The 12,260-nt window shown below is 68.4% G+C and carries 14 protein-coding genes; 8 read left to right on the top strand and 6 right to left on the bottom strand.

Annotated elements, in window-relative coordinates; translation table 11 throughout:
* Window positions 1-46 precede the first annotated feature (46 nt).
* Window positions 47-487: a DUF6491 family protein gene (locus tag OC534_RS12955; RefSeq protein WP_017355972.1), complete on the top strand. Its 441-nt coding sequence runs from the start codon at window positions 47-49 to the stop codon at window positions 485-487.
* 52 nt (window positions 488-539) lie between these two features.
* Here OC534_RS12955 and OC534_RS12950 read toward each other — a convergent pair whose 3' ends face one another.
* Genes OC534_RS12950 through ftsY form a run of 3 tightly spaced genes read right to left on the bottom strand, consistent with a single transcriptional unit; the run spans window position 540 to window position 3,260 of the window.
* Window positions 540-812: an oxidative damage protection protein gene (locus tag OC534_RS12950; protein ID WP_017355973.1), complete on the bottom strand. Its 273-nt coding sequence runs from the start codon at window positions 810-812 to the stop codon at window positions 540-542.
* A gap of 4 nt (window positions 813-816) precedes the next feature.
* Entirely contained in the window at window positions 817-1,938 is a 1,122-nt protein-coding gene (mutY, locus tag OC534_RS12945) for an A/G-specific adenine glycosylase (RefSeq protein ID WP_262071951.1), read from the bottom strand.
* The gene (gene ftsY, locus OC534_RS12940; RefSeq protein ID WP_262071950.1) at window positions 1,938-3,260 is read right to left on the bottom strand and encodes a signal recognition particle-docking protein FtsY; all 1,323 of its coding nucleotides are present in this window, start codon (window positions 3,258-3,260) and stop codon (window positions 1,938-1,940) included. Before ftsY ends, mutY begins: the two co-directional genes overlap by 1 nt.
* 131 nt (window positions 3,261-3,391) lie before the next feature.
* On the opposite strand from ftsY, the gene OC534_RS12935 reads away from it, so the two are divergent.
* The gene (locus OC534_RS12935) at window positions 3,392-3,691 is read left to right on the top strand and encodes a hypothetical protein (RefSeq protein ID WP_262071949.1); all 300 of its coding nucleotides are present in this window, start codon (window positions 3,392-3,394) and stop codon (window positions 3,689-3,691) included.
* Window positions 3,692-3,799: 108 nt separating this feature from the next.
* Here OC534_RS12935 and htpG read toward each other — a convergent pair whose 3' ends face one another.
* Window positions 3,800-5,698: a molecular chaperone HtpG gene (gene htpG / locus OC534_RS12930; protein ID WP_262071948.1), complete on the bottom strand. Its 1,899-nt coding sequence runs from the start codon at window positions 5,696-5,698 to the stop codon at window positions 3,800-3,802.
* A gap of 428 nt (window positions 5,699-6,126) precedes the next feature.
* Between htpG and rsmD the strand changes: the two genes are divergently transcribed.
* The 6 genes from rsmD to OC534_RS12900 all read left to right on the top strand — a co-directional run bounded on the left by rsmD (window position 6,127) and on the right by OC534_RS12900 (window position 10,923).
* On the top strand, window positions 6,127-6,732 hold the full coding sequence (rsmD, locus tag OC534_RS12925; RefSeq protein WP_017357528.1) for a 16S rRNA (guanine(966)-N(2))-methyltransferase RsmD: 606 nt from the start codon (window positions 6,127-6,129) through the stop codon (window positions 6,730-6,732).
* 7 nt (window positions 6,733-6,739) lie between these two features.
* The gene (gene coaD / locus OC534_RS12920; protein ID WP_017357527.1) at window positions 6,740-7,252 is read left to right on the top strand and encodes a pantetheine-phosphate adenylyltransferase; all 513 of its coding nucleotides are present in this window, start codon (window positions 6,740-6,742) and stop codon (window positions 7,250-7,252) included.
* Window positions 7,253-7,296: 44 nt separating this feature from the next.
* Complete coding sequence (locus tag OC534_RS12915; protein ID WP_136005870.1) at window positions 7,297-7,788, top strand: hypothetical protein; 492 nt, start codon at window positions 7,297-7,299, stop codon at window positions 7,786-7,788.
* A gap of 124 nt (window positions 7,789-7,912) precedes the next feature.
* Window positions 7,913-8,197 carry a YfhL family 4Fe-4S dicluster ferredoxin gene (locus tag OC534_RS12910; protein ID WP_136005873.1) on the top strand — a complete coding sequence of 95 codons (285 nt, stop codon included), beginning with the start codon at window positions 7,913-7,915 and terminating at the stop codon, window positions 8,195-8,197.
* Window positions 8,194-9,930 carry a gamma-glutamyltransferase gene (gene ggt / locus OC534_RS12905; protein WP_166472876.1) on the top strand — a complete coding sequence of 579 codons (1,737 nt, stop codon included), beginning with the start codon at window positions 8,194-8,196 and terminating at the stop codon, window positions 9,928-9,930. Before OC534_RS12910 ends, ggt begins: the two co-directional genes overlap by 4 nt.
* 105 nt (window positions 9,931-10,035) lie before the next feature.
* Window positions 10,036-10,923, top strand: coding sequence for an MBL fold metallo-hydrolase (locus tag OC534_RS12900; RefSeq protein WP_136005878.1), 888 nt, complete (start codon window positions 10,036-10,038; stop codon window positions 10,921-10,923).
* Window positions 10,924-11,111: 188 nt separating this feature from the next.
* Here the strand turns inward: OC534_RS12900 and OC534_RS12895 are convergent, their stop codons facing one another.
* Both OC534_RS12895 and upp read right to left on the bottom strand, forming a co-directional pair.
* On the bottom strand, window positions 11,112-11,396 hold the full coding sequence (locus tag OC534_RS12895; RefSeq protein WP_017355793.1) for a PsiF family protein: 285 nt from the start codon (window positions 11,394-11,396) through the stop codon (window positions 11,112-11,114).
* 106 nt (window positions 11,397-11,502) lie between these two features.
* On the bottom strand, window positions 11,503-12,138 hold the full coding sequence (gene upp, locus OC534_RS12890) for a uracil phosphoribosyltransferase (protein WP_262071947.1): 636 nt from the start codon (window positions 12,136-12,138) through the stop codon (window positions 11,503-11,505).
* Window positions 12,139-12,260 lie beyond the last annotated feature (122 nt).

The raw sequence follows: 12,260 nt of genomic DNA, 5'->3' as shown, positions 1-12,260 counted from the left end.
TCCCGGGGGGCGCATGATGCCTGCAGCCCACCCCGCCGGAGGTTCCATGAAAGCCCATGTTGCCGTCGCCCTGTGCCTGGCCCTGTCCGCCTGTGCGACCAGTGGTCGCCTGACGTCCGAGCAGAAGCTGTCGCTGTACCGCGCCCATGCGGCACCGCCGCAGCAGGACATGCCGCTGTATGGCGGCATCAATGGCTGGACCGAACTGGGCGACAGTGCGCTGGCGGTATGGACGCGCCCGAGCGAGGCCTATCTGCTCGAGCTGACCGGCCCGTGCCAGGGCCTGGACTACGCGCTGGAGATCGCGCTGACCAGCCGCACCGGACGGGTGTCATCGCGCTTCGACAAGGTCCTGGTCCGCGACCCGACCTCGGGCCCGATGAACATGCCGTGCTTCATCCGCAGCATCCAGAAACTGGACATCAAGGCGCTGCGCGCGTCCGAACAGGACATGCGCCAGGCGAAGCTGCAGGAGCGGGAGCCGTAAGGCGTACCGCGACCTGCCGTGCAGGTGCCGGCCACTGGCCGGCACAGCGGCCTCACGCCTCCGGCGCGACGTAACCGGCCGGCTTTTCTGCGCCGCCGGAGAACAGGTACTTGACCAGCTCTTCTTCCAGGAACGCGCGGTGCCTGGGATCGCGCGGCGACAGCCGGTTCTCGTTGATCAGCATCGTCTGGTGCGCCAGCCATGCGGCCCACGCGCTCTTGCCGATGTGATTGAAGATGCGCTGGCCGAGATCGCCGGGATAGGGCACGAAGTCCAGGCCGTCGGTGTCGCGTTGTTCGTACTGGCAGAAAACGGTGCGGGGCATGGGCTTACTCGGAAACGGGTGGGGAGGACGCGCGTCGCATTGTACGGCGCTTGGGCGAGGCGGGCGGCGCGCCGGTGTCGAGCAGCTTGCGGATCGGTGCGGGCAGGCCGAGCGTGGGCAGGTCCACTGGAGCGACCCAGCGCAGGCCCGGGACATCGGCGCGCAGGCCGTCCACCTGGCAGGACAGCACCTGCAGGTGCAGGCGGTAATGGCTGAAGGTGTGTTCCAGCACCGGCATCGCCTCCGCGTCGTCCAGCGAGCCGTGCAGGTGCGCGTCGAACCAGTCCTGCAGCGCGCTGCCATGCTCGGCCTGGGGCAGCGTCCACAACTGCGCCCAGATGCCGGTGTCTGGCCGCTTCTGCAGCAGCACGCGGCCGCGGCCATCGCGCAGCAGCAGGGCCACGGCCTCGCGCTCGGGCAGTGCCTTGCCTGGTTTGGGCGTGGGCAACCGGTCGGTGCGGCCTTCACGGCGCGCCACGCAATCGTCCTGCAACGGGCAGATCACACAGGCGGGACGGCTGCGGGTGCATACGGTGGCGCCCAGATCCATCTGCGCCTGCGTGTAGTCGGCCATGCGACCGTCGGGAACGTGCTGTACGTGCGCCTCTGCCAGCCCCCAGAGCACCTTCTCCACGGCCGGCAGACCGGGAAAGCCGTCGATGCCGTGATAGCGGGTGAGCACGCGTTTGACGTTGCCGTCGAGGATCGCATGGCGATCGTTCCAGGCCTGGCTGAGGATTGCGGCGGCGGTACTGCGGCCGATGCCGGGCAGGGCGTGCAGCGCGTCGAGATCGCGCGGCAGCTCGCCATCGTGATCGGCCACGCAGCGTTGCGCGGCGGCATGCAGGTTGCGCGCACGCGCGTAGTAGCCAAGCCCGGCCCACCGTGCCATCACGGCGTCGTTGCTGGCTGCGGCCAGCGCGGGCAGGGTGGGGAAGACCTGCAGGAACGTCAGAAAGTACGGAATGACCGTACTGACCTGGGTCTGCTGCAGCATGATCTCCGACAGCCACACCCGGTACGGCGAGCGCGGGTGCTGCCACGGCAGGTCATGCCGGCCGTGGCCGTCGAACCACGGCAGCAGGCGGCCGACGAAGGCGTCGCCGCGCCCGTCCACGCCGGGCATCAGCCGCCCAGAGCCTCGGGCAGCAGCGCGTCGACGAACGCTTCCGGATCGAACACGCGCAGATCTTCCGGGCGCTCGCCGATGCCGGCGAAGCGGATCGGAATGCCGAACTCGCGGGCCAGCGCGAACACCACGCCCCCCTTGGCGGTGCCATCCAGTTTGGTCACCACCAGGCCGGTGACGTTGACCGCCGCGTGGAACTGGCGCAGCTGGGAGAGGGCGTTCTGCCCGGTGGTACCGTCGATCACCATCAGCACCTCGTGCGGCGCGGCCGGATCGATCTTGCCCAGCACGCGGCGGATCTTGCCCAGCTCGTTCATCAGGCCGGACTGGGTATGCAGGCGGCCGGCGGTGTCGGCAATCAGTACCTCTGTGCCGCGTGCCTTGCCGGCCTGCAGCGCATCGAAGGCGACCGATGCCGCATCGGCATTCTGGCCCTGGGCCACCACGGCCACGCCGTTGCGCTCGCCCCAGGCCTGCAGCTGGGCCACGGCGGCGGCGCGGAAGGTGTCGCCGGCGGCCAGCATCAGACTGTGGCCGTCGTCCTTGAAGCGCTTGGCCAGCTTGCCGATGGTGGTGGTCTTGCCCACCCCGTTGACGCCGACGGTGAGCACCACGAAGGGCTTGGCGGTGCGGTCGATGACCAGTGGTCTGGCGACCGGCTGCAGGATCGCGATCAGCTCGCTGCGAAGAGCGGCCAGCAATGCCTTGGCGTCGGCGAACTCTCGCGCCTTCATGCGCTTGCGCAGGCCCTCGACCAGCGCGGTGGTGGCGCCAACGCCGACATCGGCGGTGATCAGGGCGGTTTCCAGCTCGTCGAGCAGGTCGTCGTCGAGCTTGGGATTGCGCGAGAACAGGCCGCCGAAGCTGCGGGCGATGACGCTGTTGCGCAGGCGGTCGCGCCAGCCGAGCTTGCCGGGAGCGGCCGGAGCGGTGGTATCGCCGGGCTCGAGGATGTCGGCGGCCGGGGCGGCGGCCGCCACGGGCGGTTCGGTCGGCTGAGCGGCTTCCTGCACGATGTCGGTGGCGACCAGGACCGGCGGGGTCACCTGCACGACGGGTGCAGGGTCGGTCGGGCGCTGGCCGGCGGGCGGCACTACCGGTGTGGTCGGTTCCGGGGGCGTGGCGGCCCGGGCGACCGGTGCGGTCGATTCCACGGGCGCGGTGGGCGGGACGACCGGCGCGGGCGGTTGGGCCGGCGGCGCGGCAGCATCAGCCGCCTGCGGGAACGCGGCGGCCAGCTCTTCAGCCGAGTAGTGCTGGGTCTTGGGCGCGTCCTGTGGGGCGTCCTGGGGCTTTTTGCGACGGAAGAAACTGAGCATTGGATTCGGCGCTGAAATCAGGGGGATATGCTACCACTCGGGCCTGTCAGCCCCGAGTGCACTCAAGTGCGCGGCCCGGCGGCCGCTATCGACGGTGGAGGGCCGCACGGGGCGGTCCGGGGTGCATCCGGGTGGGCAATATTCTGGCAATCGCGGGCAGCGGCATGCGTGCGGCCCAGCAGGGCGTACTGGTGGCCGCGCACAACGTGGCCAGCCTGGACGCGTCCGACGCGACGCGTCTGCAGGTGCTGCGGGGCGCTGCGCCTGCCGGCGGGGTGCAGTCCGTCGTGGGCACCACGCCCCAGGACCCGACGGCCCCGTTGACCGACCTGCTGGCCGCCCGCAACGAGGTGCTGGCATTCACGGCCAATGCCGCCGTGATCCGGCGCTCCGATGGCATGCTTGGCGCATTGCTGGACGCAACCGCCTGACCGTGGGTCGCCACCGTTGGCCGGCACGACCGGGTCATGTGACTTTCCTGGAGCCCGTCGTGGCAGGACGATGCCGACCCGCGGCCGGCATCGTCGGGTGCCGCGGTCTTACGCGGACAGTTCGAGCAGGAGCTTGTTGAGCCGGCGCACGTAGGCGGCCGGGTCCTTCAGCGTGTCGCCGGCTGCCAGGGCGGCCTGGTCGAACAGCACGCGGCTGAGGTCGTCGAAGCGTGCCGCGTCGGCTTCCTGGTCGAGCTTGCCGATCAACGGGTGGCCGGGGTTGAACTCGAACACGGGCTTGCTGTCCGGCACCTTCTGGCCGCTGGCTTCCAGGATCTGGCGCATCTGCAGGCCCAGGTCCTGTTCGCCGATGGCCAGGATCGCCGGGGAGTCGGTGAGGCGGTGCGAGACGCGCACGTCGGCCACGTCCTCGCCGAGCGCGGTCTTGAGCCGCTCGACCAGGGCCTGCTTGTCCTTGGCGGCTTCTTCCTGGGCCTGCTTGTCTTCCGCCGACTCCAACGCGCCGAGGTCGAGGTCGCCGCGTGCGACGTCAACGAACGACTTGCCGTCGAAGTCGGTCAGGTAGCCCATCAGCCACTCGTCGATGCGGTCGGTGAGCAGCAGTACTTCGATGCCCTTCTTGCGGAACACTTCCAGATGCGGGCTGTCCTTGACCTGGGTATGGCTGTCGCCGGTCAGGAAGTAGATCTTGTCCTGGCCTTCGATCATGCGGCCGACGTAGTCGGCCAGGGACACGCTCTGCTCGCCGCCGGCGTCATGGGTGGAAGCGAAGCGCAGCAGGCCGGCCACCTTTTCGCGGTTGCCGTAGTCTTCGGCGGGGCCTTCCTTGAGGACCTGGCCGAACTGCTTCCAGAAGCCGGCATAGACGTCCGGCGAGTCCTTGGCGAGCTTGTCGAGCATGTCCAGCGAGCGCTTGGTGAGCGCGGCCTTCATCGAGTCGATGACCGGGCCGGACTGCAGGATTTCGCGCGAGACGTTCAGCGACAGGTCGTTGGAATCCACCACGCCCTTGATGAAGCGCAGGTACAGCGGCAGGAACTGCTCGGCCTGGTCCATCACGAACACGCGCTGCACGTAGAGCTTCAGGCCCTTGGGCGCATCGCGGTGGTAGAGGTCGAACGGCGCGTGGCCGGGCACGTACAGCAACGAGGTGTACTCGAGCTTGCCTTCGACCTTGTTGTGGCTCCACGCCAGCGGGTCCTGGTGGTCGTGCGCGGCGTGCTTGTAGAACTCGCGGTACTCGGCGTCGGTGATCTCGTTGCGCGGACGGGTCCACAGCGCGCTGGCGCGGTTGACGGTTTCCCACTCGGGCTCGGCCGGTGCATCGTCGCCGTGGGCGTTCTTGACCATCTGGATCGGCAGGCCGATGTGGTCGGAGTACTTCTTGATGATGCCGCGCAGGCGCCAGCCATCGGCGAAGTCGAGCTGGTCGTCCTTCAGGTGCAGCACGATGCGGGTGCCGCGCTCGGGCTTGTCGATGCTCTCGACGTCGAACTCGCCTTCGCCTCGCGAGGACCAGTGCACGCCTTCGCTGGCGGGCAGGCCGGCGCGGCGCGAGTAGACGTCGACCTGGTCGGCGACGATGAAGGCGCTGTAGAAGCCGACGCCGAACTGGCCGATCAGCTGGGAGTCCTTCTTCTGGTCGCCGGAGAGCTGGCGCAGGAAGTCGCCCGTGCCGGACTTGGCGATGGTGCCAAGGTGCGCGATGGCCTCGTCACGGCTCATGCCGATACCGTTGTCGTCGATGGTCAGGGTGTGGGCATCGGCATCGAAGCTGACGCGGATGCGCAGGTCGCTGTCGTTCTCAAGAAGGGCCGGCTGGGTCAGCGCTTCGAAGCGCAGTTTGTCCGAGGCGTCGGCAGCGTTGGAGATCAGCTCGCGAAGGAAGATTTCCTTGTTGGAGTACAGCGAGTGGATCATCAGCTGCAGCAGCTGCTTGACTTCGGTCTGGAAGCCCAGGGTTTCTTTTTGGGTCTGCACGGTCATGAGTGGCGATGCTCCTTGGACGATGCCGCGCCCTGCGCGGCGGCTGGCTCAAGGGGTAGGGGCGGCGGGGTGGGTTTTCAAGAGCGTGCGGATACCCGCCGTTTGTATCCTTCCTGGCTCGGGGGCGATGCAGGTCGCGGTTGCAGCCGGCCACTCGGAGGTCCTGATCAGGGGCCTTTTTCCACGGGAGGAGGGCTTGCACGCGACACTGCCCGTCTGTCGATCAGATGTCTGCATTGAATCCGGTGCGGTCATTGGCTGGGCGAATGGCGGGAGGGTCGGGCGGCGGTGCCATCCGCCGTCTCCGGTGCATGAAACGCGCCCGCCGGGGATCAGCGCTTAGAATGTCGGCCCGCCCCCCGTTGCCCCTGTGCCATGACCCGTGCCGCACCGTTTTCCCTGTCGACCCGTCCAGCCAGGCGCCGGGCATGACGCCGCGTCAGCCCGCAGCACCGGCGGTGGGGCAGGTGCGCATCATCGGCGGCAAGTGGCGTGGGACGAAGCTGCCCGTGCCACTGTCGCCGGGCCTGCGGCCGAGCAGCGACCGGGTCCGCGAGACGCTGTTCAACTGGCTGATGCCGCGGTTGGGCGGGGCGCGGGTGCTGGACCTGTTTGCCGGCAGCGGCGCGCTGGGACTGGAGGCGGTGTCGCGCGGGGCGGCGCACGCCACCTTGGTGGAGAAAGACGGGGGGCTGTCCCGGCAGCTGCGCGAGTCGGTGACCCGGCTGGGCGCGCAGGGGCTGGTGGAGGTCGTCCAGGCCGACGCCCTGCAGTGGCTGCGTCAGCCGGCCGGGGCGCTGGCCGATATCGCCTTCGTCGACCCGCCGTTTGCCGCCGGGCTGTGGGACGCGGTGATCGCCGGACTGCCGGCGCACCTGGCCCCCGATGCCTGGCTGTACGTGGAGTCGCCGGCCGGTCAGGCGCCACGATTGCCGGCGCCGTGGCTGCTGCACCGCGAGGGGAGCACCCGGGAGGTCCGTTTCGCCCTGTACCGCCGCGCCGCTGCTACACTTTCACCAGATCACAACGTGTAGCTGCCGTATGACCGTGGCCAACCGCCGCATTGCCGTGTACCCGGGCACCTTCGATCCGATCACCAACGGTCACATCGACCTGGTGAACCGGGCCGCGCCGCTGTTCGAAAAGGTGGTGGTGGGTGTGGCGCAGAGCCCGTCAAAGGGGCCGACGCTGCCGCTGGAGCTGCGGGTGTCGCTGGCGCGTGAGGCGCTGGCCCACCACCGCAACGTGGAAGTGCGCGGTTTTGATACGTTGCTGGCGCATTTCGTGCGCTCCATGCAGGGTGGCGTGCTGCTGCGCGGCCTGCGTGCGGTGTCCGATTTCGAGTACGAATTCCAGATGGCGAGCATGAACCGCCATCTGATCCCGGAAGTCGAGACGTTGTTCCTGACCCCGGCCGAGCAGCACAGCTTCATTTCGTCTTCGCTGGTCCGCGAGATCGCCCGTCTGGGCGGCGACGTGTCCGGCTTCGTTCCCGCGTCGGTGCTGGAAGCGCTGCGCAGGGTCCGGGAAGCGAAGTCGGGCCCGACGCAATAACCGCCAGACCCATACATACCAAGAACCACCAAGGGAGGAATTCCATGAACAACACCATGCGTGCCATGCTGATCGCGTCGTTCGCGCTGGCCTTCACCGCCTGCAAGAAGGAAGAGGCTGCTCCGGTCGCCGAAGCCCAGCAGGCGCTGGTCGCCCCGGGCAAGGACGACGATGCCGGCTGGAAGAAGTACCTGCAGGCCGTGGCCGTGCAGAACATGGGCAACATCACCAACAGCCCGTTCCTGTATTACCTCGGGCCGGAATCGGACCCGCAGTTCCAGGACAAGTACGAGCGCCAGGTTGAAAGCGCCACCCAGGCCGTCGCCCGTGGCGTGCAGCCGGGCAACATGCTGGCCTTCGGTTCGTCTGCCTCGGGCAAGATGGCCGACATGATCCAGACCGTGTTCAAGGACGTGTCGCCGGACTCGATGAAGGGCGTGCGCGTCGTGTTCATCGGCCAGGCCGCCGACAACGCCCGCGTGCAGTCCATCGTGCAGCCGACCGGCGCCGAGTACATCTTCGTCGAAGCCAAGTAACCCGTGCAGTGGCGGCCGCGCCCCGCGCGCGGCCCGGGCGGCGTCCTGCGGGGCGCCGCCGATCATCGGCCGGTGCCCTGCGCTGGCCGGTTTTCTTCCGCCGGCGCGGGCGTGGAGTAACGCCATGTCGCTGAAAATCAATGAGCTCTGCGTCAACTGCGACGTCTGTGAGCCGGCCTGCCCCAATCAGGCCATCTCGATGGGTGAAACCATCTACGTGATCGACCCGGCCCGCTGCACCGAGTGCGTGGGACACTTCGACGAACCCCAGTGCGTGGTCGTCTGCCCGGTGGAATGCATCGATCCCGATCCGGACATCCCGGAAACCCAGGAAGCGCTGTTGGCCAAACTGCATGGGCTGCAGCGTGATCATCCCGAACTGTATGTCACGGAGTCCCCGTCCGAATGAACAGGCTGTCGCGTCGTTGGTTGCTGCTGGTGCTGCTGTGGGCACCGGTGGCCTGGTCTGCTGGATCCACCCCGGCGTCGTTGGCCAAGCACCCGGAGGGCGCGGCGATTGCCAGCGGGCACCATCTGGCCACCGAGGCCGGCATGGAGATCCTCGCCAAGGGCGGCAACGCGTTCGATGCCGCCGTGGCGGTGTCCTCGGTGCTGTCGGTGGTCGAGCCGATCAGTTCAGGGCTGGGCGGCGGCGGCTTCTTCCTGCTGCATGACGCGGCCACCGGCAAGGACGTGATGCTGGACGCGCGCGAGACCGCGCCGCAGTCGGCCACGCCCGAGGCGTTCCTGGACGGGAAGGGCGAGCTGGACCGCGACCGCTCGGTGAACGGCGCATGGTCGGCCGGCATTCCCGGCCTGCCGGCGGCGCTGGTAGAGCTGTCGTCCAGGCATGGCAGGCTGCCGCTGCGCACCTCGCTGGAACCGGCGATCCGCATCGCCCGCGACGGTTTCCCGGTGTACGCACGCATGGCCAAGGGCTATGCCTCGCGCCGCGCGGTGATGGAGCGCTATCCCGGCACGCGCGAGGTGTACCTGCGCAACGGCAAGCCGATCGCCGAAGGCGATGTGTTCCGGCAGCCGGAACTGGCCGCCACCCTGGAGCGCTTGGCCGACAAGGGCTTCGACGGTTTTTACCGCGGGCAGACCGGCGCGCTGCTGCTGGCGGGCGTGAAGCAGGCCGGCGGCCGCTGGACGGCCGAGGAACTGGCCGGCTACCGGGTCAAGCAGCGCGAGCCGATCGTGTTCAAGTACCGCGACTGGACCGTCACCACCGCCGCGCCGCCCTCCTCCGGTGGCATCGCACTGGCGTCGATGCTGCAGATTCTGGAAGGCTGGGACCTGAAGACGCTCGACGAGGCCCACCGCACCCACCTGGTGGTCGAGGCCATGCGCCGCGCTTACCGCGACCGCACGTTCTTCCTCGGCGATCCGGACTTTGTGCAGATCCCGCAGAAGGTACTGACCAGCAAGGATTACGCGCAGGGGCTGCGCGCCACCATCCACCCGGAGAAGGCGACCCCGAGCGATCTGCTGTCTGGCAATCCGACCCCGCTGGAAGACGACGAGACCACCCACTTCTCGATCATCGACCGCGACGGCAACCGTGTGGGCGCCACCCAGACCGTCAACCTGCTGTATGGCTCGGGCCTGATTCCGTCCGGTACCGGCGTGCTGCTGAACAACGAGATGGACGATTTCGCGCTGAAGCCGGGCACGCCCAATGCCTTCGGAGTGATGGGGTATGCGGCCAACGCACCCAAGCCGGGCAAGCGCATGCTCAGCTCGATGACCCCGACCTTCATGGAATCGGCGGACAAGGTGGTGGTACTCGGCACGCCGGGCGGCAGCCGCATCATCACGATGGTGCTGCTGGGCATCCTCGGCTACGACGCCGGGCTGGACGCCCAGCAGGTCGCGGCGTTGCCGCGCTACCATCACCAGTGGCTGCCCGACGTGATCGAGGCCGAGAGCGGTGCCTTCGACGATGCCACCCTCCGGCAGCTCCAGGCGATGGGCCACAAGGTCGATCTGCCCGGCGACAGCGCGGCCGGCGGCCGTGGCTCCAGCCACGTCTGGGGCAACCTGCAGACCGTGGAATGGAACCGGCGCAGCAACGTGCTCAGTGGCGGCAGCGATCCGCGCAATCCGGTGGGCAGCGCCGCGGTTTCACCGGCACGCTGATCCACACCACCGATGAAAAGCCCCGTCCTGTGGACGGGGTTTTTCGTTCGCGCCGGATCGGGTTGACTAGCGAATATTTAACGGCGACGGCACGATACTTTCCGCATGAAACTCTGGTCCATTCGCGGCAATTCACAGAAGCTCGACGGCGGCGCGATGTTCGGCAACGCGCCGCGCGCCGTATGGGAAAAATGGGCGGCACCGGACAAGCTCAATCGCATCGAGCTGGCCTGTCGCGCGCTGCTGGCGAGCCCGCTGGCCGGCAAGACGGTGCTGTTTGAAACCGGCATCGGCGCGTTCTTCGAACCCCGGCTGCGCGACCGCTACGGCGTGCAGGAATCCAGCCACGTGCTGATCGAATCGCTGCGCGAAGCCGGCTTCGAACATGAAGACGTGGATGTCGTGGTGCTCAGCCACCTGCATTTCGACCATGCAGGCGGGCTGCTGGCGCCGTGGAGCGAAGGGCGCGCGCCGGAACTGCTGTTCCCCAACGCCACGTTCCTGGTCGGTGCCGGACACTGGGAGCGCGCGTTGCATCCGCACCCGCGCGACCGCGCCAGTTTCATTCCAGAGCTGCCAGGCCTGCTGCAGGCCAGCGGCCGCCTGGAGATCGTCGACGGCCCCTATTCACAGGCGCTTGGCGAAAGCGTGCGTTTCACCTTCAGCGATGGCCATACGCCGGGGCTGATGCTGGCCGAGATCGTGGGACCCGAGCAGGTGGACGGGCAGGCGCGGGGCGGTGTGGTGTTCTGTGCAGACCTGATTCCCGGCCGTTCCTGGGTGCATGTGCCGATCACGATGGGCTACGACCGCAATGCCGAGCTGCTGATCGACGAGAAGCGCAGCTTCCTGGAGGACAAACTGGCGCGCAACGTGCACCTGTTCTTCACCCACGACCCGCAGTGCGCGCTGGCCCAGGTCACGCGCGATGAGAAGGGCCGCTTCGGCACCGCCCACGAGCAGGGCGAGCTCAAGGCGCGTGCGCTGGCGTAAGCCACACGGGAGCCGCCTGCCGGCATCGTGCCGCATCGCGTGTGTTTGATCGACGTCGTCGTAGAGCCGGCCTCTGGCCGGCTATCGCGCGCAGTGCAGGCGTGTTGATGTCCGGTGCGAACAGCAGCCGAGCAACGGTCGGCTCTGCCGGGGCGCAGGGGTGGAGACAGGCCCCCCGCTGCCTGCGGTCAATGCGCTTTCAGGCAACTGCTCATGAAGGTCCTGCGGGCGTCGCCGGCCAGCTTCCTGGCGGCGGCATCGGCGTTGCAGGTCTTCATACGTTCCTGCGGCGTGGTGGCCGGGGCGGCGGGGCCGCTCAGGCAGGCCTTCTGCGCGGTTTTGTAGTCCTCGCCGGTCTTGCCCTTGTTCTTGGCCGAACAGTCGGCCATGCGCTGCTGCTGGGGCGTGGCGGCGGCGGCGATCACCGGACTGCCGAGCAACAGCAGGCAGGCGAGCAGGGGGAGGGTCTTCATCGCAGGCTCCACGCACGGGTTGAGATGCGCGCAGCGTCCGCCCGGCGGGGCATAGGCGGTGTGAAGCGCCAGCACGTGGAAACCGCGGCCGGCGCGGTGCGTCGGATCAGCCGGCGACGCGGGTACCGAAGATGCGGTCGCCCGCATCGCCCAGGCCCGGCAGGATGTAGCCTTTCTCGTTGAGCTGGGCATCGATGGCGGCGGTAAAGATCTCGACGTCCGGATGCACGGCCTGCACGGCGGCGATGCCTTCCGGTGCGGCGACCAGGAAGATGCCCTTGATGCGGCGGGCGCCGGCGCGCTTGAGCATGTCGATCGTGGCGATCAGGGTGCCGCCGGTGGCCAGCATCGGGTCCAGGATCAGCGCGTCGCGCTCTTCGAGGCGGCCGGTCAGGCGTTCGAAGTAGGGCACCGGCTGCAGGGTTTCCTCATCGCGCTGCAGGCCGACCACGCTGACGCGCGCCGCCGGGATCAGCGACAGCACGCCGCTGAGCATGCCCAGCCCGGCGCGCAGGATCGGCACCACGGTGATTTTGGCGCCGGCGATGCGCTGCACCGTCACCGGGCCGGCCCAACCGGCCATCGTGTGGGCTTCGGTCTCCAGGTCGGCGGTGGCCTCGTAGGCGAGCAGGCCGCCGAGCTCGTTGGCCAGTTCGCGGAAGTCCTTGGTGCTCAGGGAGGCATCGCGCATCAGGCCGATCTTGTGCTGCACCAGCGGATGGCGCACTTCGACGATTCTCATGGGACAGGGGCTGAAAAAGAGGGGAGGCGCCTAGTGTGCCGCAACCCCACCCAAAGCCCAACGACCAGCGCCCGGACGTGCGCGCTGCCCCCGGTGTCATGCCCATGCAACCTGCCGGACAT

It is taken from the genome of Stenotrophomonas sp. Marseille-Q5258, assembly GCF_946900935.1.
In the GTDB taxonomy this organism is placed as follows: Bacteria; Pseudomonadota; Gammaproteobacteria; order Xanthomonadales; family Xanthomonadaceae; genus Stenotrophomonas; species Stenotrophomonas nematodicola.
The sequence above is the reverse complement of the archived record's forward strand: the minus strand, read 5'-3'. Positions and strand labels throughout refer to the sequence as shown.

Coding starts and splice junctions, on each gene's coding strand:
- OC534_RS12955 (WP_017355972.1), top strand. CDS start 47: ATGAAAGCCCATGTTGCCGTCGCCCTGTGCCTGGCCCTGTCCGCCTGT.
- OC534_RS12950 (WP_017355973.1), bottom strand. CDS start 812: ATGCCCCGCACCGTTTTCTGCCAGTACGAACAACGCGACACCGACGGC.
- mutY (WP_262071951.1), bottom strand. CDS start 1,938: ATGCCCGGCGTGGACGGGCGCGGCGACGCCTTCGTCGGCCGCCTGCTG.
- ftsY (WP_262071950.1), bottom strand. CDS start 3,260: ATGCTCAGTTTCTTCCGTCGCAAAAAGCCCCAGGACGCCCCACAGGAC.
- htpG (WP_262071948.1), bottom strand. CDS start 5,698: ATGACCGTGCAGACCCAAAAAGAAACCCTGGGCTTCCAGACCGAAGTC.
- rsmD (WP_017357528.1), top strand. CDS start 6,127: ATGACGCCGCGTCAGCCCGCAGCACCGGCGGTGGGGCAGGTGCGCATC.
- coaD (WP_017357527.1), top strand. CDS start 6,740: ATGACCGTGGCCAACCGCCGCATTGCCGTGTACCCGGGCACCTTCGAT.
- OC534_RS12915 (WP_136005870.1), top strand. CDS start 7,297: ATGAACAACACCATGCGTGCCATGCTGATCGCGTCGTTCGCGCTGGCC.
- OC534_RS12910 (WP_136005873.1), top strand. CDS start 7,913: ATGTCGCTGAAAATCAATGAGCTCTGCGTCAACTGCGACGTCTGTGAG.
- ggt (WP_166472876.1), top strand. CDS start 8,194: ATGAACAGGCTGTCGCGTCGTTGGTTGCTGCTGGTGCTGCTGTGGGCA.
- OC534_RS12900 (WP_136005878.1), top strand. CDS start 10,036: ATGAAACTCTGGTCCATTCGCGGCAATTCACAGAAGCTCGACGGCGGC.
- OC534_RS12895 (WP_017355793.1), bottom strand. CDS start 11,396: ATGAAGACCCTCCCCCTGCTCGCCTGCCTGCTGTTGCTCGGCAGTCCG.
- upp (WP_262071947.1), bottom strand. CDS start 12,138: ATGAGAATCGTCGAAGTGCGCCATCCGCTGGTGCAGCACAAGATCGGC.